Source organism: Microcoleus sp. AS-A8 (assembly GCA_039962225.1).
GTDB lineage: Bacteria > Cyanobacteriota > Cyanobacteriia > Cyanobacteriales > Coleofasciculaceae > Allocoleopsis.
Genome location: JAMPKV010000009.1, coordinates 237581 through 262224 on the forward strand (window position 1 = coordinate 237581; position 24644 = coordinate 262224).

A 24644-nucleotide genomic window follows, 5' to 3' on the forward strand; every position below is an offset into this window, starting at 1 on the left:
GATCAATCAACTCTTATGACGATTCCGGGCAGACATTAGGAGTTTAACTCGATAAGGGTCAGCATCTTTACGCCAATAGACACGATGTCCCTTAATTTCAGCACAATGTGCTTTCAAACATTTTTGCCAACCTTTGCGCGTACCAATGGTGCTCGTTTCCTCCAGTAATCCCCACTTTTCTTCCTGTTGGGTGAGTTTGGCAAACTTCTCATAATCAGGATAATCCGGCATCACAAAAGTTTCTTTGCGGTGCAGGATTGGCGGATTTTCTGAAGTGTCGTAATCGCGGTAAACCACTTGCAAATCCCGCAAGTCAATCTGCATACTTGTGTGCAAAGTAGGATGGGGTTCTGTATCAAAGTTGGGATAAAACAGATAAGAAATTTTCGGTACATTAAAGTGGAACTTAACGAGAGTCGCGCCATCCATACGACCAATGGTGCGACTGGCGCATCCTTCGTAAACTCGCAACAGGGGATTTAGGGCTTCTAGTGCCGAAACGTGAACGTAAAGAGCCTTAGGTAACAGTTTACCGATCGCACTTTGTTTGCAGCAATTCGCCATCAGGCGCAAGTTTCCCACACTCACTAGCATCAAGTCAGCCGCTGCACAGGCTTGCTTGTAGTTGCCAAAAAGTCCTTTAATGTCGTTTTGTAAGACACTTTCCAGGTTGCCAAATTTGGGGCGATGGCTAAACTGTGTTAGCGCCAAGTAAACCAGGATGTCATGGCGGCGTTTTTCGGAAATCGCATCCCATTCGCCTTGGTCGGTGGCTTGTAAAATGACTTGAAAGGCACGGCGCAGGGTGCCAAATTCAGCCAGAATATCGGGAACGCTGGCGAGTTCGGTGGCAGTGGGGAGGCGTCCACGTTCCGTGACGAAGCCCATTAAGGGGGCGAGGAGTTCTTGGTAGTCCTCAAATCGCTTAATGTTGGCGCGAATTCTGGGAGTCGTGGTGCGGGAACGAAAACGCGATGCCCGAAAGCTTTCCGCTTGAGCTTCATCCCGGAAGACAAAGTAAATCCCCAAGGCTACGGGAATGGCATTGACGCTGAGTACTTGGTCAATATAGACTTTGAGTTCTTCTTGTTCGTAATATTTCTGAAACGTATTGCGCCGCGTGACAATGCCGTCACCGTAGGCAATTTGACCGGATGCGCGGTCATCAATTAAGACTTGGGCGGCAACAATCAGAACTTTTCGGGTCAATTCCCATGCTCTGAGCAAGGCATCCCGGCGTTCGGCGGGGTCTTCGATCACATTGATCACATAGCCGAGATTAACGATATCGGCGGGGATGAGGGGATTGTCCCGCTGGTAGTAAGGGTCCCAACCCGCACTGGTATAGCCTTGGTTCTGCGTGCGATGAATATCGCCGCCGTGACCGCAGCCGTAGTCAAAGAAGGAGGTATCTTTGGTTAAGATTGCGCTTTCTATGGCCAATCGCACGGGTTTGGAGAGGTCAGTCCGGGTGATCGCAGCTCTGTGACGCTCAATTTCAGGGGCTTCTGGGATTGGAGCAACCATAACACCAAGCAAAAGCATTGCAGTTACTATACCGGGTCAGGGGAATTCACCGCTACTCAAATTGCATAAGTAACGTTGGTTCAGATATACAAGCGAGTAGCTCCATCTAGTCAAGGTTCAATTACGATGAAACTCAACATCCTTGCTACTGCCGTACTTCTCACTCCGCTTTGCTTAGCTGCTGCGGCTAAAGCTGCAAATCCTGACCACGTTAAGCAATTATTGAACACCAACGCCTGCATCAAGTGTGACCTAAGGAATGTAGATTTGATGGGAGCTAACTTGAAGGGCGCAAATTTGGAGGGTGCCAATTTAAAGAATGCCAATTTAAAGGATGCGAATTTGGAGGGAGCTAACCTCAAGGGGGCTATTTTACAGGATGCCACTCTCAGAGGTGCCCAACTGGTGGGTGTCAATCTCGAAGGTGTCAATTTAATCAATTCCAGGCTGGATAATGCCCAACTGGAGGGTGTGAATCTCGAAGGCGTCAAGCTGGTGAATGCCAAAATGGCAGGTATCAATTTGAAGGGTGCTAATCTCAAAAACGTACAACTGAGGGGTGCCAATTTGGGGGGTGCCAATTTAGAAGGTGCTAATCTCAGTGGTGCTGACCTGAACCTTCACGACGGCACGTTTACCTACTTAGGGTTTGCCAATCTGAAAAAGGCTGACCTGAGCAATGCGAAACTAAGGGCAAGCTGGCTTATGGGTGCCAATTTAGAGGGTGCCAATCTTAGTGGTGCTGATTTAGGGAGTGATTCGTATCGAAAGGGTGAGGAAAAAATTAATGTCTATACCAATCTCAATGGTGTCAACTTGAAAGATGCTAACTTAAGTGGTGTTCACTTGGATCGTGCCTTCTTAGTTAATGCTAACTTGAGTGCTGCTAATCTAAGCGGTGCCGACCTGGAGCTTGTCGATCTAGAGGATGCCAATCTAAGTGGTGCTAACCTGAGCAATGCTGGCTTGAATAAGGCTTTCCTCAGGAATGCTAATCTGAGTGGTGCCAACCTGAAGTCAGCTCGTATTGTGAATGTTAACCTCAAGAGTGCCAACCTGAGCGGTGCTAAGTTAGAGAGTGCTGATTTTAAGGGTTCTAATCTATGTGGTGTCACTATGCCTGACGGCTCAAAATCTCAGCAAGGCTGCGAACAGACTTAAAACTGCTGATAAGAGTGAAGTCTCAGCTTTGAAACGGCAAGGCAATAGCAATTAAGTCTTCAATTTTCTTAATATTAGGGTCGCCCGCTAAGTAACCAATACCGCGATGCAGATGAAGGCGAAATTGAGTAGCCAGAGTTTCTTTGTCCAGAGGAAAACCATCATTATGACAGCGTTGTTTGAGGGCGATGAGGAGAATATCGGACATTTCGCCACCGAACACTCGCCACGACATTTCAACATTACTATCTGTAATAATCGGTACTGGAGAAGGGATGGTGGGTTCGGCAAGAGAACGACAGAACGCCCAACGGCAGAGAATGTTCCATTGGTCGATTTTGGTCAGGCGCTTGAGTTTGGTGAGTTGGTCTTTAGCGGATTGAGAGAGTTTGATACGATCAATTGGGGGTTCCATGATTTCAACTAAGGTCGGTTATCTGTCACAAATCTTATCTTGAGAAAAGCTTATCGTAGCCAAAAGTAATTCAAACCATTTAAGATATTCCATGGCAAGAGTTTGCCTTCATACTTAACAAATAGGAAACCTTAATTTCCTATACATCTTTTCAACGGTAGCGGCTATGAATACAAGCTGGATTGAGAGTTTAGTGATGACGCTGATCAGCACAATAGTCTGCATCTGTTTGCCTAGAGTATTAACCTTGCTCAATTCGCAATACAGCCGTTGGCGTTCCAGAGCGAGTACAAAAGCACGATCCAAGTCGGAACCGTCCCCATCCAAGGTCTACTCTGAATACACTTCAGAAGACTCACAGGCTTTCGGTGAAGTATCACGCTACGCCCTTTCGGGGAATAGGAAATAAGGATAATAAAGAATTCTATATTCTCAATAGCTCAACGATAGCTCCAGTCGAATAGGAGCAAACTTCATTTTGCCAACGCCTAGGCAGCAAGGATTCACGACCCTGTTGTCACTTTGTGTTCTGTGACCAAAGTCAGACTGATCCATTCCCCTTTGTCGCTGTAACTGCGTACCAAGCGCTGACGCCGATCCGGTTGCAACAGCCAACCCACCTCTAGCACAAAACGGTGACCTGGTTTGATGTGCAATGGGCAGTTGGCAGAGGCTCCATCCGGTAGCAGCAATACTTGTGTTGGTAGGGGACTTTCGTCGAAGTGCAGCACTGAGCCATTCACTCTAGCCGTAGAACGGATGGTGCGAGCTGACGCCCCGGTGCCAAACGTGAGCTGTTGTACAATGCGATCGCTCGCTGCCCCTTGGAAATCATCGCCTTTGGTACTGCCTTGCGCGTAATCACTTTCTTCATGCTGGATTTCGAGATGAGTGGGATAGATGTCAGGCGATCGCCAGTCCGGATAAATCGTCACCGCCTCTCCCTGCCATTCTCCTAACAACTGTTCCAACGTGAGCGGTGGGCGTTCTGGAGCCTCTGTATCCGCCAGCTTTTCCCGAATCAATGTTAGCTGCGCTAGCTGACTGTCTTTGTTGAATAACTGCACCAGACGCAAACGACGATCTCCCTCAATTAAACCCAATTCTGCCCCAAATTCTGAAAACGGCCCCCACTGAATCGAGCCTTGGGAGAAAGCGCCATTTTCAAAAAACAGGATACTGCGATTGAGAGAACTATATTCTAGAACTGTTTCGTTTACCGCCTGAGCGGGTGGGAGATAGCGGACAATCTGACGAATCGTTTGATGATTATTCAATCCTGCCAAGCTCACCACGGTCGGTGTATCGTCTAACTGTTCCCCCTGGGGTGAGAAGCGGGTAAATGAGCCGTGCCATTCACCTAAATTTTTCAAAAGACATTCCCATTGTGTCAGCATTTCTGTGGGGCTACTCATCGTTTCGATCAATTGTATGAGTTTTCCCAAAAATTGATGAGGCTGGTCAACTCGATTGGGGGTGATTCTTTTTATTTTATAAGCCAGATAAATTGGACAATATTTCTCCAAGGCTAAGATTGGCATCCAATGAGTACTCAAGCAACAAATGTTAGCCCTCAAGAGTGGTCTGAATTCATTTCAAGCGTGGTGACAGCCATCCTTAATCGGAATCAATCCACTCTCAACCCACTCCTCAAACAAGCAATTTATGTCATTCCTGCAAAACAGCCAGAATCCTTGAGAGGGGAAATGGCTAGCCAACTGCTCATTCACATTGCTCAAGAGCTGGAGCGAGCTCTTGGCTGTTCAACCCATCCAACGATCGCTTGGTTTATGGTTTATGTGGGTTTAGGTTCATCCCCACCTGAAGCGATCCAAGCGGTGCAAATGATTTTAGACCAAGGATTTAAACCGTTTGAAGATTTCTTTGTAGATCCCCAAGGTATTCATTTCTACGATAACGGAGCAACACCCGAAAAAATTGACCGTATTCCCGAACGATTATCTGAATTTACTCAAATGACAGTAAGGGTCGAGCTTTTAGAGGTTAATCGTCTTATCAAGAGATTTAATTTATCTGAAGCTGACGCGAGAAATACATTACTAAATCTTAAAATTTTAGAGCAGAAAATGAAGGTGCCCCTGGAGCAATTGTTGTCAGTCTTAGATGATAATGATGAACTCCTTCGACAAGTCATGCAATCCGATTTAACCGGAAGTAAGAACAATCAGGGCTTGGGCTTCCCCTCGTGACAACCCGCTAATTTAAAGAACTAAAATTTGGCAATCTCCCAAAGGGTATATTTTTTGAAAAAATGTAAAAAAAGGCTTGGTGATCCAGATCTCGCAACCCAACAGCATCTCGTCACTTAAAGACTATTTGTGCCATCACAACGAGCCTGTAGGGTAAATCAATGCTTTTCAAGGATTGGAGTGAGATAATGAAAGAGTGAGGCAAAGAACGGAATACTATATTACTTCCAAAAGGGGAAAATTATGAAGCTCAAGCTCTTAGCAACCCTAAGCGTGCTAGCTCCGCTATGGTTCACTAACCCAGTCAAAGCTGAAAATCCGCTACATATCAAACAGCTATTGTCAACAGGGGCATGTGTTCAGTGTGATTTGTCAGGCGCGAATCTTCAGGGCGCACATTTGATTGGTGCAGACTTAAGAGAAGCCAATCTGCAAGGAGCCAATCTCACAGCCGCCAACCTCGAAGGTGCGGATCTCACTCAGGCTAACATGACAGGCGCTAACTTAACCTCAGCGTTGCTCACCAATGCCAATTTTCAAAAAGCCAATCTTAATCGGGTGAATTTGACTAGCGCCAAGATTTATGATGCTAATGTGCATGGGGCATCCATGGAAGAGCTGAACATTAGCGATGCCGAAATATTTAATACAGGAATCGGCATTGGTGGAGAAGATGTGTCTGTCCCAGCTTGGGACTAGGTTGTATTGAACGCCCTGCTTTTCTAAGCGCAGAACGGGTGCATCCTAAACGGTGGCAGAAATCATATATTTGTGGGGTTGGCCTCTTGAGTGTACGACCCCTTAGGCCGACCAGAGGTCTGCCCTACAAAAATAATTTATTGGCCCAAGGAGTCAGCTACCTGTTCAGACCAAAATTACGCCTGTCGTCCATTGCACGGCAAAGTACCTAAAAAGTAGCTCTGCTTTGGCTCCTGGCAATGACACAATCAATGAGTTGGCTGAAAATCGCTCTGTAATTTCCTGATGATCGGCTTGTAGGACAGATCTGTAAAATACCGCTTGTTGTCTTGTCTGTCTGCAAATGTCGAACTTGAGACATTTCTATTCGCCAGGGAAAAGTTATAATCCCGCAAGGCACTGTTGACGGATGATGAGTCGTTGCCCGTCTGTGGTAGCTGTGTTAAAACATTGTCTGTCGCCTACTCTCTCATTCAGTCTAAATTTCTCATAGGAGTCGATTACATGGAAGAAACAATTAGAATTGGCTCAGTGGATGAAAGTCATTGGACCCAAACGCTCCAAGGTTTTCAATCCGAGCAAATTAAGCAACTATTGGCTGTTTACGGCGCTGATGGTCTGGTCGTCGGTAATATCTGCGAATCGGTAGAGGGCCAATACTATATCAACGGTCAACCCGAAATAACCTACGGCTCTCTACAAGCAGCGGCAGGAGCGCTCCTCAAAGGCGGCAGGGAAACACTTTAGATTCAATGGGTTACTTTGTTTGTGTAGAGAGGGCATGATTCCCAACTCGACGCCATCATTCTGAGGGCAAAAACTTAAGTCTTTGGCAAGAATTAGCTCAGTGCTTGGGAAGAAGCTCCCAGCTTGAAGCCGAGTGCTTTTTTCTTCATGGTCTGAAAGATGTTATAAAATCCATTCGCACGCGAAGGCGTCAAACTTACATTCAGACCCGTATCTTGGATGAAGTCAGGAGAGATTTGGAGAATTTCGTCCGGCGTTAGTCCGTTCAAGCCTTCAATCAACAGAGCTACTAAGCCTTTCACTAACTGAGCATCTGAGTCTCCTTGATACCAAACTTTGTCATCTTCCAGGTTGGCGGTGATAAAAACCTGGGAGGTACAGCCAGGAACTTTGTTTTCTGGTGTTTTATCGTCTTCTGGCATTTCTTTAAGCCGTTTGGCATACCAGAGCAGTTGCTCATAACGTTGCTTGGGATTAGTACGACGCCCAAAGCGCTCCACAATTCGGGCGAGGGAATCTGGTAATGGAGTTGAAGTGGATGACATACCCAATAGTTAAGAAGTAGTAATATAATCGATCCTAACAAGGCTTAGGCGATTGACACCTGGAATCGTGACCCTTCTATCCTAAGGGACTACCTTTGCGTTCAGAGTTTGGCATGGGAGCCGATCAAAAGAAAGAAACTAATTGTAACAGCACTGAACCGACGGAGACGAAAAAGTCACCGATCGAAGGGCCTCTACTGCGAGCTTTCGGCGGATTCTGGACAATTTCTATACCCTTAACAACGTTCTGTGCGGTTTGATAGCCTAGTGGGTTCTGTTGGACAGAAAAGAGAGTCGCTGCTACCTGGGCATCTTGAGTGGCTCCTCTGTAGTCTCCTAGATTGAAGCGAGAGACACTCCGAGCCAAGAAAGCCGCCGCAAAGTCAGTCTTGATAGTTAGAGCTTGATTATAATTGGCGATCGCCGCTTTGTAGTTTCCTCTTTGTGACTCCACAACACCCCAAGCGTAGAAGTCTTCAGGGGTTCCTGCGTACTGAGGAATACCCATGGTTCCTTGAATATAAGAGGTTCTCAGGCTAGTACCAAATAATTTGGCATCGCTGAGAATTGCATCTCTCAGGTCGGTACTATTGAGAGTGGCACCACTGAGGTTCGCCCCACTGAGATTGGCTCCATTGAGAGAAGCCCCCGTCAGGTTCGCCCCACTCAAGTCCGCCCCCATCAAATTGGCACGGCTGAGGTTGGCACGGCTCAAATCGGCCCCACTCAAGTTCGTGCCTGCCAAGTCAGCCAACACTAAACCTGCGCCACTCAGCTCACATTGTGGACACTGTTTGGTTGACAATAACTGTTGGATGTGTTGTAGGTTTTCCGCCTTGGCGGAAAGCGGGGCTAGCGTATCGCCTAGTACACTTAGACTCGTTGTGGTTAACAGGGCGGCAGTCGTGAGAAATTTGAGCTTCATGGCGAGATCTCCATCATGGCGACAAAGGCTCTCTAGGGCGATTTTGAGAGCGTTAGGATTAAGGCTTTAGCATATCTATCATTTTGCGCGAGTCAGGACAATGAGTTAAGGGCTGTTTTGGCACTCACTCTCGCACAGCCGATTGCCAAATACCCCTCAACGGTAACAGACTCAGCCATCTGTATCTGCGTTCCCCGGCTAGGAAGCGCGATCTCAAATATTTTCTTGGTGCTTTGTAAACAAACTATTTTATTCTTAGGAGTATATAATCACACAATTCTTAAATTTTAAAAATATTCTTTAATTTATTGAAATATTAGTGCCATTGGTTTTTAGTTTTGTATTATTTTTGACGAATACAGACCCTGTAGCCAGGAACTTTACCCTTTCGGTACAGATTTTACACTGAGTAGTCTAGGGCTAAAAGGATTGAGCGCTCTTGAAAGGGGCTTCCTAGTAGTTCGCCGGGTGAATGTAGCTCATGAGTACTTTTACTCCCTAGACTACGATTTGCCGTTGCTCAGCGGGGCTACTTCCTAGAGGGAGCGGGAATAACGATAACGCTAGCCGTTCTGGTTACGCTAGCTTTACGCCAACGCTGGATTTTAAACAGCCCTAGAAATCGCGCTCAAATCCACCTAAAGCAAAAAATAATTAGCCAAAAGTGGCTATAATTTTTTGGGGATATTAAATTGTTATTATTTATATTTATACGGCTTTAAATTTGTGAGATTAAAAAAAAAACTAGTCACAGATAGGTACAAAATCTAGACTTATTCAGAAAAATTCATTATTTAAATCTTCATAAAAAATGGATAATTTGAAAGCTATGATTTTAAATAATAAGTTAAATACATGATTGAATAATTGGCATGAGTCACTTGAGGAAAAAAGCTGACCTTAGACAGTCTCAGCCGGTTAATTGTAATACTAAAAAGCGGCAGATTGAAGAAGACGAAGTTCTATATAAAAACAATCCTCGATTAGAGGGGTTTCAGACGTTATATGAGAGCCTTCCCTGCATTGGCTTCTCTCTCAACTCGACAGGTAGGATTCTGGCTGTTACCCAGTTCGGTGCGGCTTATTTGGGGTATAGGGTTACAGACTTAACCCAAAAATCAATTGTGCCCGTAATTGAACAAGAAGACCAAGCTATATTTCAATCCCAATTAGCTGGCTTACAGCAACAAGCTAATCCGATTAGGAAATGGGAACTCCGGCTAGTGCATCAAAATGGTAGCCTCTTATCGGCAAAAGCGAGTGCTTGCTTAGTTCCTGGAACCCAATCTAATCCAATTATTAGCCTCGTTTGTGAAGAGATTACGTCGTACAAACCCAACGAGGAAACAGCGCCAAAGTCTGAAGCAAGTTTCTATCTTAACGTTGAGCCAACTAACCATTCCCCCAAGCAAATCGACCAAACGGATGAGCCGTTAGCCGAGAAGAATTTTGAGCGTTCTTTAGAGGACGTTTGCAGCCAAGAAGAGATGCTACGAATGATACTTAGCACATCTCCTTTGGCCTTTTACGTCGTAGACAACCGTACTGATGCAATTCTTTACTTTAACCACCGCTTCTGCGAAATTTGGGGTCTCGAACACCTGGAAGACCCGATGCGGCGGGGTGAGCTTAAAAACAACGATATCATTTCCAAGTGCTTACCTCTGGTCATGGATGTGGTGGCATTGGCTGAGTTGTACCAAGCCTTGCAAAGTGAGAACAACCCATGCGTTGTTGAGGATGAAATTTACTTTGTAGATGGGCGTACTATCCGACGCTTTTCGGCGCAAATCCGAGATGAATCTGGGCATTACCGAGGACGCCTGTATATTTTCGAGGATATGACTCAGCGCCAGCCAGCCCAGATTAAATTCAACTATCTAGAATGTAATGGCGAAGAACATAACTGGGCCTTCTCTCGTGAGATTAATAAACGCCTACAAACAGAAGTTGCCTTGATTGAGGCGCTACAGGAGAGCGAGGCACGGTTCAGAGCATCTATGGAGGGAAGTTTAGATTCGTGCTTTGTATTTCAGAGCGTGCGAGATCAAAGCGGATGTATTGAGGACTTTGCTTTTATTGATATCAACTCGAACGGCGAGAAGCTGATTTCGATGTCTAAAGCGGAAGTTTTGGGCAAGAACTTGTGCGAATTGCTCCCCATTAATCGCACCGCAGGATTTTTTGAGAAATACGTTCGGGTTGTAGAAACCAGAGAAGTTTTGGAGGAAGAGTTTGCCATTTCCAAAGCGGGAATTACGGCCTCATGGTTACATCATCAGGTCATTCCCTTTGCAGATGGGATAGCGATTACGACAAGAGATATTACGGAACGCAAGCAAGCCGAAGAAGCGCTACGACAACAATTTTTGAAGGAGCAGCTCATTCGGACAATTGCAGGACGCATTCATCAGTCGTTGAACCTGGAGGAAATTCTCAACACCACAGTTGCCGAAGTGCGGCAATTTCTGGAGTGCGATCGCGTACTGATTTTCCGCCTCCGTGCTGATGGCAGTGGCGTGGTGGTTGTGGAATCGGTTGGCGGTGAATGGATACCCATGTCAGGAACGGTAATCAACGATCACTACCTGGCACAAAGCTATATCCAGCTTTACCAACAAGGGCGAATTCAAGCAGTAGAGGATATTTATACCGCCACATTGGCTCCTTGTCATCGCGAGCTACTGGCTCAGTTTCAGGTAAGAGCGAACCTCGTCGTCCCCATTGTCCACGAAGAACAATTGTGGGGGTTGCTGGTGGCTCAGCAGTGTAGCGCACCCCGGAAGTGGCAGGCATTGGAAATCGATTTACTCAAGAGCCTGTCCACCCAAGCCGCGATCGCCATTCAGCAATCTGAGCTATATCAGCAGGCTCAAGCCGAAATCATTCAACGCCAACAAACCGAAGAAGCACTACGGCAGCAGTTTCAACGAGAGCGTTTAATTGGAGCGATCGCAGGACGCATTCGTCGATCTCTAAAGTTGGAGAAGATTCTCAATGCCACCGTGGCTGAAGTGCGACAAGTGCTTCAGACGGATCGGGTGATTATTTTCCGTTTCCAGCCAAACTGGAGTGGGAATGTCGTTGTGGAATCTGTAGCGTCCAGTTGCTTCTCTATTCTGGGACGGAACATCTATGACCCTTGTTTTGAACAAGAGTATGTCTTACCTTACAAACAAGGTCGGGTTCTGGCTGTCGAAGATATTTATGCCGCCAATCTAGACCCCTGTCATCTTGATTTACTCGCCCAGATCCAGGTTAGAGCCAACCTCGTCGTACCCATTGTGAGCAACAATCAATTGTGGGGACTCCTCGTTGCCCATCACTGTTGTGAACCCCGACAATGGCAGTCATGGGAAATAGACTTGCTCTCAGCCTTGGCGGCTCAAGCGGCGATCGCGATTCAGCATAGCCAATTGTATGAACAGGCGAAATCCCATTTCTTACAAGAACAGTTACTCAATCAGCTCACTCAAGCGATTCGCAGTTCTTTAGACTTAGAGACAATTTTTGCCACAGCTGTTCGTGAGATTGGCTCTCTTGTAGAAGTAGACTACGCTCACATCGTGCAATACTTGCCGGAACAAAAGCTGTGGTTAACTGTATCCGAATATCGGAAATCCCTTGACTTGCCAGTCGCACTCGGAATCAAAATTCCCGATGAAAATAATCCGCTTGCCTCCCAACTCAAGCGATTAGAAATCGTGAGAATTCACGATACTGATACCTGTGAACACCCGATTAATCAAGACTATGCAAAAACCTTTCCAGGCGCTTGGTTACTCGTACCCTTACACTTTGGCGACTCGGTTTGGGGCAGTCTGGGTTTAGTGAAAAACATGCATCCGTACCATTGGCAAGACTGGGAAGTGGAATTAATCTATGCAGTTGCGGCTCAACTTGCGATCGCGATTCAACAAGCCGAACTTTACCAGCAAAGTCGCAGCGCCACGGCACAAGCACAGTCACAAGCAAAACAACTGGAGCAAGCTTTAATTGAACTACAAAATACCCAAGGACATCTGGTACAGAGCGAAAAAATGTCCAGTCTTGGACAATTAGTCGCTGGCGTCGCGCATGAAATTAATAACCCCGTCAGCTTTATTTATGGCAATCTTGTTCATGCCAGTGGCTACACTCAAGATATTTTGGGTTTAGTCGAGCTTTATCAACAGCACTATCCTCAACCCGTGCCAGAAATTCAGTCGGAAATTGAGATGATCGACCTGGATTTTCTGGTGGAAGACTTGCCTAAACTTCTAAATTCCATGAAGCTGGGAGCCGAACGCATTTGTGAGATTGTCGCAGCGCTACGCAACTTCTCCCGCATTGCCGAAGCAGAAGTCAAAGCGATCAATCTGCACGAGGGGCTGGATAGTACCCTGATGATTCTGCAAAACCGCTTGAAGGCTTCGGGGAAGCATCCTGAAATTCAGGTGATTAGAGAGTATGGCAACTTGCCACTCGTTGAGTGTTATGCCGGACAACTCAACCAAGTGTTTATGAATTTACTCGTCAATGCGATCGATGCCATTGATGAGCAAAATCAGAAGCGAACACTGGCAGAAATCACAACCAATCCTAGCTTTATTAGAGTCTGCACGGAACTGGTCAATGACCATGAAGTCGCGATCCGTATTGCTGACAATGGCCCAGGAATGACGGAGGATGTTAAGCAACGACTATTTGACCCATTTTTTACTACAAAACCCTTGGGAACGGGTACAGGTTTGGGATTATCGATTAGTTATCAAATTGTCGTGGAAAAACACGGGGGTCAGCTGCGTTGCTATAGTCAATTGGGGCAAGGCACAGAATTTGTGATTCAGATACCCTTGTTACAAGGAGGAACGGATGGGTAATTTGTTGTGCATTTTTCAGGGAGTGACAAAGACTCTAAAAGCATTGCGGTATAAGGTTTAAGGCTCTTAACCCCATTGAAAAAAGGTGATTTTTTTGTTTTCCTTGATATTTTCTCTGCCAAGAAATCGCTGAGTTAAACCAACCAAATCCTTGATTTTTCAGACTTAAAAAACGTTTAATAAACAGTGATTAATCGAGATTATTTGTAGATGATCGTAAAATGAACTGAGTTAATGAATCATAAGGCTATTGTCCACCAACTCAAAACCCTATGACCTGCCAACATCTTAACGATCTGGCTGCGGAAACCCTGATTTCTAAAGCAACCTATCCAGTGTTTCGCTGTGAAGAGTGCATTAAAATTAACAGCCGCTGGGTACACCTACGCATTTGCCAAACCTGTGGAAAAATGCTGTGTTGTGACTCTTCTGAGCATCAACATGCTCGCCGTCATTATGAGGCAACGGGGCATCCAGTGATTAGTTCGGCTGAATTGGGAGAACAGTGGGTATGGTGTTTTGTAGATGAGCAGGGAAAAGACTATTGAAGCAATTCTGATTCTAACTAGACTCTCTTCCCGTATCTTCATATATTTTCCTCAAATGGAGGTTTCTTATGGCAGTTTCTGTTCAAGGTACTCCCGCTGACATCGTTTGGCCCAGTTTGCCACTAGCAGCTTGGCAGGATACGTATGCAACCCTCCATTTATGGACACAAATCATCGGTAAAATTCGGTTAGCACTAACTCCTAAACTTAATCACTGGTGGCAGTCTACTCTCTATGTAACGCCACGTGGACTGACAACTGCTTCCATCCCTTACGAAACTCGCAACTTTCAAATTAGCTTTGATTTTCTCGATCATCAATTACAGATTGACACCAGCGACGGCATTACTAAAAGAATTGCACTGGCTCCTCGCTCTGTTGCGGATTTTTACCAAACTATGATATCCACACTGAGCGAAATTGGTATCGAAGTCAGAATCTGGACGATGCCGCAAGAAGTGGCAGACCCGATTCCGTTCGACCAGGACTATCAACATGCAGCTTATGATCCAGAATATGCACAACGGTTCTGGCGAATTCTCGTGCAAGTAGACCGGGTTATGACCGTATTCCGTTCACGGTTTATGGGTAAATCTAGTCCTGTACATTTCTTCTGGGGCAGCTTTGACCTCGCTGTGACCCGTTTCTCTGGTCGTCGTGCACCAGAACATCCCGGTGGAGTTCCAAATATGGCAGATTGGGTAACACGAGAAGCCTATTCGCACGAAGTCAGTAGTTGCGGCTTTTGGCCAGGTGGTGGCTCAGTTGTAGAGCCTGTTTTTTACGCTTACGCTTACCCTGCACCGGAAGGGTTTCGAGATTACCCTATCCAACCCACAGAGGCATTTTACAGCTCACAGATGCAAGAGTTTATCTTGCCCTATGAAGTAGTGAGACAAGCTGACGATCCAGATGTGGTACTCCTTGCTTTTTTCCAAAGCACCTATGAAGCAGCGGCAAATTTAGGGCATTGGGATCGAGCAGCACTGGAGCGCACTCCAGCCCTACAAGACTAACCAATCGTTCACTTGAAATACTTGATGATTTGGAGGAAGTTTTATTTCGTCGTTGCCAATCTATATTGCAATAGCAAGATTTGATTCGAGGTTTAACAGGCTTTCATTGGTGGACTCAACTAGGGGCTTAATCGTAAGTCATTATCCGGACTTGATATTACCTATTCCCAACTACTCCTCACCAAAAAAGCGAGTGGCGAAATTTTGCGATCGCGTCGGTGAAAGTGCCCTCGCCTTGAGAATTGCCGCTGCCAAAAAGGCGTAGGATAAAACTCCCACCACCGCCAAGAGTACGGGACTGACAAATCCGGTTGTATTCCACAGAGCATGGAGAAAGGAGGCACAAATATAACCAAAGCCTATAATCTGCCACGCCTGAGTGGGCTTGAGGACACTTAACCCAATAAAATACCCCAAGTAACCACTGTAAGACAGGTGTCCAACAATCGAGCCGAGAATCCGGGCGATGAGCAAGTGCAATCCGGAAATCTGACCGGCGGCTTCACCGGCTTGCAGGGTTACATTATCAATAATGCCGGGAACATACTGCCCTAAGGTTTCGATCAGGGTAAAGCCCACAGCAGAAGCCGCGCCTAAGAGAATGCCATCCAAGGGTTCCCAAATGCCAATGCGTTCTCGCAAAGGGGAATAAAGTAATCGTCCAATAACATATATTCCCAATACTGGCAATGCCTTGAGTAACTCTTCCATCAATCCTGCCCCAAAGAACATGCGGATGAGTAGGGACATTAAGCTCACCTCTTCCCCCTCATTGGGTAAGCTCCCCGGCAGAATGTCGCGAAAAATAGTGATAAACAGCGGCAAAAGCGGCCCGATTAAAATTAAGCTGGTCAAAGCTGCACACAACAGTAAGACCCACCAAGGTTTAGACTTACCACAAAGTCGGTAGATAAAAAAATAAGCGGCCCCGGCTAAATAGGTAGCAAGCAGCACGTTAAAAACATCTTGTTGACCAACGGCGGCAAACATCAACACCACAAAAAGCACCGTGACAATGCCCGGTACCAAGAAGGCTTTCTGTTTTAAATCCCGCCCTGTGGAAGCGAGGGGAAACAGTTGGGTAAACGTGACAGAATCGGGCTTGGGTTTGCCTGCACTACCCACTGGAGTCACAGGCGGACGGGCGGCAACAGTGAACTGAGTGGGTTGAGGGGGTGAATGAAGAGGTGTGGGACTGGAGCTGGAGTTGAACTGATACTCAAAAATGAACATAGGGCCATTTTGACCCAACTCAATCTGATCGCCGGTCTTCAATGACTGACAACCTCGTAAGTAATTCCCATTCACGAAGGTGCCATTGGCACTATTCAGGTCACAAATTTCCCAGCCGGGTAAGCCATTTTCCAAAAAAGACACAGGACGAATCACAACATGACGCCGCGATACGCTCAAATAGAGATTGGGTTCTAAGCTAATGTGGCAGCTTGCTTCACGCCCAATGACCGTCTCTTGACTGTCAGACAAGTGGTAGGGGGGAAGAAGCAGCGTTGCTGCACCACCTGTGGACAGCTGTCGCAGAAATGCGCGATAAACTTGATCGGTCATTAGTTAGTAGTTAGTGGTTATGGTTAGTGAGTATTGGAGGCGGGGTGATTAGGAAAACGACTAGGGAATAGCGACTCGTTCCTAACGACTAACAACTAACGACTAACAACTAATGGCTTTACTGATTTGCCCTGGCATCCCGAACTGCTGCATAGAAAAATAATCCCGTCAAAGGAACACTAGCCGCTAGTATAATTCCCGTGACTAAAGTTCCCAACTGGGGGTTTCCCGAAGAAAGTTCAAATATTGAACCGACAGCCGCGATCGCGGCCACGCAGGAACTCCCCAAAAACAGACCGCTTTTTGGTGTCATCATTGGTTTTGAGGCAATAAGCTAAGCGAGGGGTTTGACGGCTTGGGGTGAGAAACCGTGCTTGTTCAGTTCTTCGGTCAAAGCTAGACCATTCTCCACGCGATCTACAAACATCACGCCATTTAAGTGATCCATCTCATGCTGAATCGCACGAGCTAAAAGTCCATCCGCCTTTAAGGTTTGAGGACGTCCGTTCTCATCTTTGTAAGCCACCTCCACTTCTTCGGGGCGCATCACATCCAAGTAAACATTCGGTATACTCAGACACCCTTCTTGGGCATCGCACAGCTTGCTACCAAAACGTTTGATCGTTGGATTAATTAAAACCAGAGGTTTATTATCAGGGTTATCCGGTTCGCAGTCGATGACAATGATTTGCTTGTGAATCCCAACCTGAGGGGCGGCAAGCCCAATCCCATCAGCGCTGTACATGGTTTGCAGCATCTGCTGAGCCACCTGCCGGATGCTTTGGTCTACTTTAGCAACCCGCTTGGCCGGCTGACGTAAGACGCGATCGCCCAGATAATGAATCTTTAGCGGTGGATTCTCTAATTTTTTCTTTTCAACGAGGAGTTGAGCAGTCATGGGGAGGACTCGTAGGAACAGCTATTTGTAACAGTGTACTTTACCTCAATACTAACAGCTCTCGGCCTTTGAACCTGGGGTGATTCCCCACCCAGCTATTAGTTTTGTGGCCATTTTTGTCTGGCCATCATCAATGTATTATGAGGCGCGAAAGTGAAGAATGTTCCAATTTCTCACAAAACTGGATTACCTCCTGCGCGAAACTCTTTTGGGTTTACGGCGCGGGGGTTGGATGAATTGGGCGGCGGTTAGCACCGTCACTGTTTTGTTGTTTCTGTTTGGTATGAGTTTACAGGCATCTTGGAAATTAGAGGGATTGCTCAACCAGTTCGGGAGTCCGGTGGAAGTCTCTGTCTACCTCGATCCAGGCGCACCTGTAGAACAGGTTATACCTCTAGTTGCCCAACTGCCTCATGTCACGGATGTGAAAGCGATTTCCAAAGAGCAAGCCTGGGCCGTTTTGGTCAAGGAAATGGGTCTTTCGGATATCGAGGCAGCGACGGAGCAATTGGAAGGAAATCCCCTTGTCGATGAACTGAAGGTTAAAGCGCAAGCCTCCCAGCATGTGCCAATGATCGCTAAGCAACTGGCTCAGATACCGGGGATCGATGAGGTGCAATATATGGATGAGGTAATCCAACGGATGCAACAGCTCAATCAGGGTTTGAGCTGGGTGAGCCTGACCATTATTAGTCTTCTGACTCTGACAGCCGTTGCGGTGATCACAACTACGATTCGTTTGATTGTGATGGCACGACGCCGGGAAATTGAGATTATGCAGCTTGTGGGAGCCACGACTTCTTGGATTTATCTGCCGTTTATTTTGCAGGGGATGACTTTTGGGGTTCTCGGCGCGATGATTGCCTGGGTTTTGATTACCAGCGTTCAAATGTTTCTCGCCAATTTGCTGACGACGGGGCCAGATTTTATCCAATATATCGCTAGTGGCGCACAACCCAATCCGATTCAGATATTGCTGCTGCCGTTGCTTTTGTTAACTCTTGGGGGTTCAGTCGGCTTGATGGGAAGTTTGTTTGCTGTACGCCGATTTGCTTCACGCTGACTCATGTCTCGAATATAATACTCCTCCAAACCCCCCTTGTTCAGGGGGGTTTGTCAGGAGAAGGTTAGAGCCACTTGATTGCTACACAGCGGCGAAGAACACCTTCGACTTGACGGGGTCGGGAACCATTGTCTTGTCACCGGGTTGCCAACCGGCTGGGCAAACTTCGTCTGGATGAGACTGAACGTACTGAATCGCTTTCAGGGTACGCAATGTTTCATCCACGCTACGACCAAAGGATAGGTTGTTGATGGTGGCGTGTTGAATCACACCATCTTTATCGATGATGAATAACCCGCGCAGCGCCACACCCGCATCGGGGTCGAGGACGTTGTAGGCGGTGCTGATTTCTTTTTTGATATCCGAAACCAGAGGGTAGTTTAAGTCTCCGATCCCGCCCGATTTGCGATCGGTTTGAATCCAAGCGAGGTGCGAGAATTCACTGTCCACCGACACGCCGAGGATTTGAGCGCCGATGGTATTGAATTCTTCAGCGCGATCGCTAAAGGCCGTGATTTCAGTGGGGCAGACAAAGGTGAAGTCCAACGGATAGAAGAACAAGACAACATATTGACCCCGATAGTCAGATAATTTAATCGTCTTAAATTCTTGATCGGCTACAGCAGTAGCCGTGAAGTCGGGGGCTTGTTGACCTACCCGCAGACATCCTTCAATCGGGCTCATAAAGTTACTCTCCTTTGATTTTTCTATTATTTGGACAGGCCCGAAAGCCTATCGTATACGTTCGCTGTCCTCGCAAGTAAAGTTCTAGAAACTTTACCCTTACTGGTAAAACTTAACGATTTACGAACTGTTACAACTATATCATACTCATAACGATTTTGAGTAGGAGTCCTGACTCCGGACGCAACCCACTGAACCTCTGGCTCTGATTGCCTTCGGTCAGAGAACTGCAAAGAGTTTAAATTTTGTCGATTGATTGCAGGCTTGTGATTCTCTACAAGAGAAAATTCTCCTAGAAAACCCTAAACTGAGCCTACAAGGCTCAAGAGCGGAATTGTTGTGAAAGACTTAGACACGCGGGAATGGCTACTGACCAATGGCTTGGGTAGTTTTGCCAACGGTACAGTTTGTGATGCTCGCACTCGTACTTATCATGGCTGGTTAATTGCGGCTCTTGAGCCTCCGGGACGCCGGACATTATTACTCTCTCATCTGGATGCCAGCCTGGAAGTGGCAGGTGATCTCTGGGCACTCTCAACGAATTTCTGGAGAGGTGGCAAGATTGACCCTGTGGGTTATCAACTCCTGCAATCCTTTGAAATCGACCCAGTGCCGAGTTGGATTTGGGGAGAAAAACACTGGCGGTTAACGCGGCAGTTGGTAATGCCTTATAGCTGGGTAGAGACTGGAGACGGCGAATCTCTGAGTAATTCTCAATCCCAATTGGATCACCGAATTTTGATTCAGTATCGCTATGAAGGCACTCAGGTAGCCACTCTGAGACTACGACCGATTATCGGCGATCGCGACTTTCACCATCAGCAATCCGCCAATGAGGGGTTACAATTTTCCCAATTGGTGAAACCTCCGCAAATCTACCTGCAAGGGATTCGTGGAACCCAAGTGGGGTCACCCTGGCTGCTGCGCTGGAGTGGGGGTGAGTATCAACCAGAGGGGGTTTGGTACTGGAATTATTACTACCCAGAGGAAAATCGACGGGGATTAGGTGACAAGGAAGACCTCTATAGCCCTGGGTACCTGAGTGTCGTGCTACATCCAGGGGAAGCTGTGACGCTGGAAGCCAGGGTTGGATGGCCTGAGGGGATGCTCCCTGAGCTGAATTCAGATTGCTTCGAGCAAGCTTTACAGGCTGAGCAAGAACGGCAAAGTCAGCTCTATGCTCAAGCACCCGTGACGCTCAAGGGTGAGCGGGATGAGATCTGGCATCAGTTATTGCGAGCAGGCGATCAATTTATCGCTTACCGCGCCTCGATTGCCGGTCCCACGGTGATTGCAGGTTACCCTTGGTTCAATGACTGGGGACGCGATACGCTAATTGCCCTCCCTGGACTAACGTTAGCCACAGGGCGTTTTACGCTGGCGAGGGGATTGTTAGAAACGTTTGGTGCCTATTGCCGTGGGGGTTTGATTCCCAATACTTTTCCGGATGCGGGCGCAGAGCCAATCTATAACAGTATTGATGCTTCCCTGTGGTGGATTGAAGTTCTGGGAATCTATCTAGAAACAACGCAGGATTGGGAATTTTTAGCTCAGCAATACCCTCTGGTGCGGAAAATCTACAAAGCCTTGACAGCCGGTACTCTCTACCATATACGGGTTGATGCTGCCGATGGACTCTTGACTTGGAATGTGCCTAATGCTGCCCTGACTTGGATGGATGTTGTCATTGATGGTTGTCCGGTGACGCCGCGCCGGGGCAAACCGGTAGAAATTAACGCTCTTTGGTACTCTGCGTTATGTTGGATGGCGCGATGGACTGAAAAACTGGTTCATGATTCTAAAAGTGATGGCGTGCGTCTCTCACACCAGGCGCAACACTATTCACAACAAGCGCAAAAGGTCAAGGCTTCTTTACAAAAGTTCTGGAATACAGAGCGGAATTACTTGTATGACACGATTGAGCCAGATGACCGACGAGATGCCCGCATTCGCCCGAATGCAGTTTTGGCGCTCTCCCTACATCATTGTGGATTTGCTAAGGCGCAAGGACGGCGGGTTTTGCGGGTGGCGTGCGATCGCCTCCTGACTCCCTATGGGTTGCGAAGTCTTGACCCATCTGACCCAGCTTACGTGGGATACTATCACGGCGATCGATTCCATCGCGATCGCGCTTACCATCAGGGCACGGTTTGGAGTTGGCTGATTGGGCCGTTTATCCGTGCTTGGAAGCGTTTTTACGACACACAACCCCTGCCTTGGAGCTGTTTACCGTTGCTCGAACACCTTCAGGAGCAAGCGTGCCTGGGTTCGATTTCCGAAATTTTTGATGGGGATCGACCCCACTCACCCCAAGGTGCGATCGCGCAGGCTTGGTCGGTGGCTGAACTCATCCGCCACTTTGGAGATTTTGGGTCTTAGATTTTGGCCTTGAAATCTGGGAACGACCAACTCAATTATTAAACAAAAATATTGTGAGCGCTGACGCTAAAAGTCGTTATTAAGATTTTTCTACATGGCTCAGGCGGGATTTGAACCTGCGACCTTGGGCTTATGAGTCCCCTGCTCTAACCACTGAGCTACTGAGCCAGTTTTTTTTCGACGCCTTAACTAGTATAGCATCCTCCAGAGGAAATGGCTATCCCCTGCTCAGTTGGGTAAGGAACCATTTAGCTCCCACCCAACATGCGAGGAATTCATTGCACCATCAACTAGCTCCGTTGCTTGGGCAGAAAAGCCATCGGGTTGACCGCGCCACGTCCAGACGGATGTATCTCGAAGTGGCAGTGTGGGCCTGTACTGTAGCCAGTGCTACCCATTTCAGAAATTTGTTGCCCCTGCTCAACCTGTTGTCCGCGACGCACCAAAATCCGGCTGTTATGAGCATAAAGAGTCAGGCTTCCATCCGGATGTTTAATTTCCACCAAATTGCCGTAACCGCCAGAATTCCAACCGGCTGAGACGACGACACCCGGAGCTACCGCGACAACTGGGGTGCCGACGGGAGCCGCAATGTCAATGCCCTTATGCATCCGTCCCCAACGCCGACCATAACCTGAGGTCAAAACGCCCTTTGTCGGCCAAATGTAGCCATTGAATTGAGCCGCGCCATCCGGTCGATACATATCCGGCGCAGACAGGGGGGGCAGTTCAGGAGAAACCATTTCTCCCACTCGCGTCCGAGTGTTGGGATTATAGCTGCCTACTGGCGCTGGAGCCGTTGCGACCAATCCCTGAGGGCGTGTATAAGTTGTAGTTTCCGGTGGAGGAACTTCAATAGGAATCGAAGCCGTTTGATCGGGCTGTGCTTGCCGCTTAGAACGATTAGCCTGCAAACCTTCGCTGCGCTGCTTAGTCTCGAACTCTGGGTTAACCCTGATGGGCACAGAGGCGGTGTTCGAGGTTGAGGGAACCGACGTACTAACCACAGGAACCACAATGTTGCTTGGTGCACCCGCTTGAGTAGTACCTCCCTGTTGCCGATATTCTTCCCGAAGTCGGAGGATGTCGGACTTCAGTTTCTCCACATAAAGGCTTTGCTGAGAGTTAGCCGACTGATTGGGCTGATTGTCTGCCACGAGGGCAGAATTGGGTTTTTCACCGGCCACATCGCTAGATTCTGCCACTACAGCACGAGGAACCGAGGGGGATTGAGGTCGCTGTGCGGCTGGCACAACCCTTTGGACTTGGTCTGGCTGAGTCGGAACAGCAACCGTTGGTATGGTCACACCTGGCTGCGCTTGCCCTGACGCGGAGCGACTGGATTTCGAGTCGATACCGGGCAACAAGGCGACAGTTGGATTCGCGCTGCCCACTGGCTGAGTTGTCGGAATTTTGAGTTGTTGGTTGATGCGAATCAAATGGGGGTTATTCAGTCCATTCACCTGCATCAGGGATGTGCGAGACAAACCATTGCGACGTGCGATCTGATCCAGCGTATCTCCAGGTTTAACTTGGTAGACATTACCTGTAGAAGCAGCCCCTAGGGATTCGATGACGATTGGCTGTGGGACTTGGGGTGTGGCTGCCGTTTTCGGATTAGGAATTGGAGCCGTCGTGCGACTGGAAAAACTTGGCACCGTTGGTTTCACAAACGGTGAGGCCGCTATTTCCGGTGTTGGTACCGGAATGACGACGGAGGACTCCGATTGTTCGGCCGATGACGGACTCACAAAAGGTGAGGCGGCCATTTCCGGTGTTGGTACCGGGCTGACGACGGGTGACTCCGATGGTCTTGCCGATGACGGACTCACAAAGGGTGAGGCGGCCATTTCCGGTGTTGGTACCGGGCTGACGACGGGTGACTCCGATGGTCTTGCCGATGACGGACTCACAAAGGGTGAGGCGGCCATTTCCGGTGTTGGCACCGGGAGGACGACGGGTGACTCCGATGGTCTTGCCGATGACGGACTCACATAGGGTGAGGCGGCCATTTCCGGTGTTGGCACCGGGATGATGACGGAGGACTCTGATTGTCCTGCCGATGATGGACTCACAAAGGGTGATGCCGCCATTTCCGGTGTTGGTACCGGGATAACCACAGGAGTAGACATGGCCGTCGCCATTGGCTGCGGTGTGGCGAATGGCTCCTTGGTTGTAAGAACCGCAGATGGTAGCGTTACCGAGTTGGCGGTTGATGCATCCGCCTCCTGTGTTGGTACCGTTGCCAGTTTAGATAAATTGGTAGACTCCTCAGACCTCAACTCCGCCAGACTGTCGTTTAAACGGTTCCCCTGCTCTTTTAAGCGCTTGAGCGCCACTTCTTGTCTTGCCTTTAACAGGTCATTGACATTACCAGGAACCGTGACGGATTCACCCGTTTTTAGCTGACCCGATGCCGATAAGGATGCAGAGGACTGCAACTGGGTCGGCTTCACACCATAAGACTCAGATAACGTTTCAACCGTATCGCCCGGTTGGATTTCGTGAACAATCCCGTTCACCGTAGGAATTTTTAGCCTCTGTCCGACTGGTAAAACTGGACTTGCTTTGATGTCGTTAGAAGCCGTAATTGCTTCTGGTTGTACTTCATAGGTTTTAGAAAGTTCCCAAAGCGTCTCTCCTTTTTTCACCTGGTGTTCGACGACAGGTTTTGGAGTAGACGGCGATTCCTTCTGTGCTAGTTCTCGCTTTACCGTTGTTGACGGTGTCACGGTCGCGACAACTTTGGACTCTGTTGCTGATGCTGGAGAAACACTGGCTTCCGATGCCGCAGGAACATTGGGGAGATTTGGCTCTGCTGCAATCGGCTCTACGGCCATGGCTTCATCACCATGTCCAGGTAGAAATAAGCCGGCTGCCCCCATAGAGATTGCCAAACCAATCAATGCAGCAGAAGTGCGGGCTCTACGGTTGTTGACATCGGTCGGAATTGTTGCGCCAACCGGATGCTTTCCTAAATAGCCTAAATAGAGCTTCAATAACGCATCAAAGGAGTCAGCTGCACAGGTCGGAACTTTTTTGACCTTCTGCGTAAATGTTCGTTTCAAAAACGACCTCCTGGTGTGTGACGAGCGCTTAACAGTTCCTGAATGATTTTTTACCAGTCAATGAGGCAACTCACCTCTAATTTGTGATCTAAATCACATACATTAAGCATACTTAGGCAAGAGTACCCTGCTTTTTTGATTTAGACAAGTTGCTGTTTTGATTTAGACAAGTTGACCTGACCAGGTAAAAAAAATTGTGCCCTTGACGGTAGCCCCTCGATCCACCCTTAAACAAGCAATTACTGCGTGCCTCTTTAGAAAGAATATTTTGACAAGAGACACTGTCGATGTTGATACGGCTTTTGCCAAGGTTTGCTGCATAGAACATACT

General features: G+C 47.7%; 19 protein-coding genes and 1 tRNA gene. 9 read left to right on the forward strand and 11 right to left on the reverse strand.

What is annotated here, in order from left to right; translation table 11 throughout:
• Positions 1-6: 6 nt before the first annotated feature.
• Positions 7-1527: a DNA phosphorothioation-associated putative methyltransferase gene (locus NDI48_16500; GenBank protein ID MEP0832776.1), complete on the reverse strand. Its 1521-nt coding sequence runs from the start codon at positions 1525-1527 to the stop codon at positions 7-9.
• 126 nt (positions 1528-1653) lie between these two features.
• Here NDI48_16500 and NDI48_16505 point away from each other — a divergent pair, with 126 nt between their 5' ends.
• Positions 1654-2688: a pentapeptide repeat-containing protein gene (locus tag NDI48_16505; GenBank protein MEP0832777.1), complete on the forward strand. Its 1035-nt coding sequence runs from the start codon at positions 1654-1656 to the stop codon at positions 2686-2688.
• Positions 2689-2710: 22 nt separating this feature from the next.
• Here the strand turns inward: NDI48_16505 and dndE are convergent, their stop codons facing one another.
• Together dndE and NDI48_16515 are read right to left on the reverse strand one after the other, a co-directional pair.
• Positions 2711-3103 carry a DNA sulfur modification protein DndE gene (gene dndE, locus NDI48_16510; protein MEP0832778.1) on the reverse strand — a complete coding sequence of 131 codons (393 nt, stop codon included), beginning with the start codon at positions 3101-3103 and terminating at the stop codon, positions 2711-2713.
• Positions 3104-3606: 503 nt separating this feature from the next.
• Complete coding sequence (locus NDI48_16515) at positions 3607-4500, reverse strand: DUF3598 family protein (protein MEP0832779.1); 894 nt, start codon at positions 4498-4500, stop codon at positions 3607-3609.
• Positions 4501-4647: 147 nt separating this feature from the next.
• Here NDI48_16515 and NDI48_16520 point away from each other — a divergent pair, with 147 nt between their 5' ends.
• From NDI48_16520 to NDI48_16530, 3 genes are all read left to right on the forward strand, one after another.
• A complete protein-coding gene (locus NDI48_16520) occupies positions 4648-5313 on the forward strand; it encodes a hypothetical protein (GenBank protein ID MEP0832780.1) in 666 nt (221 codons plus the stop codon).
• Between the two features lie 243 nt (positions 5314-5556).
• Positions 5557-6012, forward strand: coding sequence for a pentapeptide repeat-containing protein (locus NDI48_16525; GenBank protein MEP0832781.1), 456 nt, complete (start codon positions 5557-5559; stop codon positions 6010-6012).
• Positions 6013-6516: 504 nt separating this feature from the next.
• Positions 6517-6759 carry a hypothetical protein gene (locus tag NDI48_16530; GenBank protein ID MEP0832782.1) on the forward strand — a complete coding sequence of 81 codons (243 nt, stop codon included), beginning with the start codon at positions 6517-6519 and terminating at the stop codon, positions 6757-6759.
• A 92-nt stretch (positions 6760-6851) separates the two neighbouring features.
• Here NDI48_16530 and NDI48_16535 read toward each other — a convergent pair whose 3' ends face one another.
• Together NDI48_16535 and NDI48_16540 are read right to left on the reverse strand one after the other, a co-directional pair.
• Positions 6852-7304 carry a SufE family protein gene (locus tag NDI48_16535; protein ID MEP0832783.1) on the reverse strand — a complete coding sequence of 151 codons (453 nt, stop codon included), beginning with the start codon at positions 7302-7304 and terminating at the stop codon, positions 6852-6854.
• A 124-nt stretch (positions 7305-7428) separates the two neighbouring features.
• On the reverse strand, positions 7429-8229 hold the full coding sequence (locus tag NDI48_16540; protein MEP0832784.1) for a pentapeptide repeat-containing protein: 801 nt from the start codon (positions 8227-8229) through the stop codon (positions 7429-7431).
• An 872-nt stretch (positions 8230-9101) separates the two neighbouring features.
• On the opposite strand from NDI48_16540, the gene NDI48_16545 reads away from it, so the two are divergent.
• The 3 genes from NDI48_16545 to NDI48_16555 all read left to right on the forward strand — a co-directional run bounded on the left by NDI48_16545 (position 9102) and on the right by NDI48_16555 (position 14655).
• The gene (locus NDI48_16545; GenBank protein MEP0832785.1) at positions 9102-13091 is read left to right on the forward strand and encodes a GAF domain-containing protein; all 3990 of its coding nucleotides are present in this window, start codon (positions 9102-9104) and stop codon (positions 13089-13091) included.
• A gap of 272 nt (positions 13092-13363) precedes the next feature.
• Positions 13364-13639, forward strand: coding sequence for a UBP-type zinc finger domain-containing protein (locus tag NDI48_16550; GenBank protein MEP0832786.1), 276 nt, complete (start codon positions 13364-13366; stop codon positions 13637-13639).
• Between the two features lie 68 nt (positions 13640-13707).
• Positions 13708-14655, forward strand: a complete 948-nt coding sequence (locus tag NDI48_16555; protein MEP0832787.1) for a DUF5996 family protein — start codon at positions 13708-13710, stop codon at positions 14653-14655.
• A 171-nt stretch (positions 14656-14826) separates the two neighbouring features.
• Here the strand turns inward: NDI48_16555 and NDI48_16560 are convergent, their stop codons facing one another.
• From NDI48_16560 to def, 3 genes are all read right to left on the reverse strand, one after another.
• A complete protein-coding gene (locus tag NDI48_16560) occupies positions 14827-16221 on the reverse strand; it encodes a PrsW family glutamic-type intramembrane protease (protein ID MEP0832788.1) in 1395 nt (464 codons plus the stop codon).
• A 118-nt stretch (positions 16222-16339) separates the two neighbouring features.
• Positions 16340-16537 (reverse strand): hypothetical protein, encoded by a 198-nt coding sequence (locus NDI48_16565; GenBank protein ID MEP0832789.1) that lies wholly within the window; start codon positions 16535-16537, stop codon positions 16340-16342.
• An 18-nt stretch (positions 16538-16555) separates the two neighbouring features.
• A complete protein-coding gene (gene def / locus NDI48_16570) occupies positions 16556-17119 on the reverse strand; it encodes a peptide deformylase (GenBank protein MEP0832790.1) in 564 nt (187 codons plus the stop codon).
• 160 nt (positions 17120-17279) lie between these two features.
• Between def and NDI48_16575 the strand changes: the two genes are divergently transcribed.
• Entirely contained in the window at positions 17280-18182 is a 903-nt protein-coding gene (locus NDI48_16575; GenBank protein ID MEP0832791.1) for an ABC transporter permease, read from the forward strand.
• 81 nt (positions 18183-18263) lie between these two features.
• Here the strand turns inward: NDI48_16575 and NDI48_16580 are convergent, their stop codons facing one another.
• A complete protein-coding gene (locus NDI48_16580) occupies positions 18264-18866 on the reverse strand; it encodes a peroxiredoxin (protein MEP0832792.1) in 603 nt (200 codons plus the stop codon).
• 339 nt (positions 18867-19205) lie between these two features.
• On the opposite strand from NDI48_16580, the gene NDI48_16585 reads away from it, so the two are divergent.
• Positions 19206-21245: an amylo-alpha-1,6-glucosidase gene (locus tag NDI48_16585; protein ID MEP0832793.1), complete on the forward strand. Its 2040-nt coding sequence runs from the start codon at positions 19206-19208 to the stop codon at positions 21243-21245.
• A gap of 95 nt (positions 21246-21340) precedes the next feature.
• On the opposite strand, the gene NDI48_16590 is transcribed toward NDI48_16585, so the two are convergent.
• Positions 21341-21413: transfer RNA gene (locus NDI48_16590), tRNA-Met, on the reverse strand.
• A 122-nt stretch (positions 21414-21535) separates the two neighbouring features.
• A complete protein-coding gene (locus NDI48_16595; protein ID MEP0832794.1) occupies positions 21536-24313 on the reverse strand; it encodes a peptidoglycan DD-metalloendopeptidase family protein in 2778 nt (925 codons plus the stop codon).
• Positions 24314-24644: the final 331 nt, after the last annotated feature.

Excerpts from the sequence above, each read along its gene's own strand:
- NDI48_16500 (MEP0832776.1), bottom strand. The coding sequence starts at position 1,527 with ATGGTTGCTCCAATCCCAGAAGCCCCTGAAATTGAGCGTCACAGAGCT.
- NDI48_16505 (MEP0832777.1), top strand. The coding sequence starts at position 1,654 with ATGAAACTCAACATCCTTGCTACTGCCGTACTTCTCACTCCGCTTTGC.
- dndE (MEP0832778.1), bottom strand. The coding sequence starts at position 3,103 with ATGGAACCCCCAATTGATCGTATCAAACTCTCTCAATCCGCTAAAGAC.
- NDI48_16515 (MEP0832779.1), bottom strand. The coding sequence starts at position 4,500 with ATGCTGACACAATGGGAATGTCTTTTGAAAAATTTAGGTGAATGGCAC.
- NDI48_16520 (MEP0832780.1), top strand. The coding sequence starts at position 4,648 with ATGAGTACTCAAGCAACAAATGTTAGCCCTCAAGAGTGGTCTGAATTC.
- NDI48_16525 (MEP0832781.1), top strand. The coding sequence starts at position 5,557 with ATGAAGCTCAAGCTCTTAGCAACCCTAAGCGTGCTAGCTCCGCTATGG.
- NDI48_16530 (MEP0832782.1), top strand. The coding sequence starts at position 6,517 with ATGGAAGAAACAATTAGAATTGGCTCAGTGGATGAAAGTCATTGGACC.
- NDI48_16535 (MEP0832783.1), bottom strand. The coding sequence starts at position 7,304 with ATGTCATCCACTTCAACTCCATTACCAGATTCCCTCGCCCGAATTGTG.
- NDI48_16540 (MEP0832784.1), bottom strand. The coding sequence starts at position 8,229 with ATGAAGCTCAAATTTCTCACGACTGCCGCCCTGTTAACCACAACGAGT.
- NDI48_16545 (MEP0832785.1), top strand. The coding sequence starts at position 9,102 with ATGAGTCACTTGAGGAAAAAAGCTGACCTTAGACAGTCTCAGCCGGTT.
- NDI48_16550 (MEP0832786.1), top strand. The coding sequence starts at position 13,364 with ATGACCTGCCAACATCTTAACGATCTGGCTGCGGAAACCCTGATTTCT.
- NDI48_16555 (MEP0832787.1), top strand. The coding sequence starts at position 13,708 with ATGGCAGTTTCTGTTCAAGGTACTCCCGCTGACATCGTTTGGCCCAGT.
- NDI48_16560 (MEP0832788.1), bottom strand. The coding sequence starts at position 16,221 with ATGACCGATCAAGTTTATCGCGCATTTCTGCGACAGCTGTCCACAGGT.
- NDI48_16565 (MEP0832789.1), bottom strand. The coding sequence starts at position 16,537 with ATGATGACACCAAAAAGCGGTCTGTTTTTGGGGAGTTCCTGCGTGGCC.
- def (MEP0832790.1), bottom strand. The coding sequence starts at position 17,119 with ATGACTGCTCAACTCCTCGTTGAAAAGAAAAAATTAGAGAATCCACCG.
- NDI48_16575 (MEP0832791.1), top strand. The coding sequence starts at position 17,280 with ATGTTCCAATTTCTCACAAAACTGGATTACCTCCTGCGCGAAACTCTT.
- NDI48_16580 (MEP0832792.1), bottom strand. The coding sequence starts at position 18,866 with ATGAGCCCGATTGAAGGATGTCTGCGGGTAGGTCAACAAGCCCCCGAC.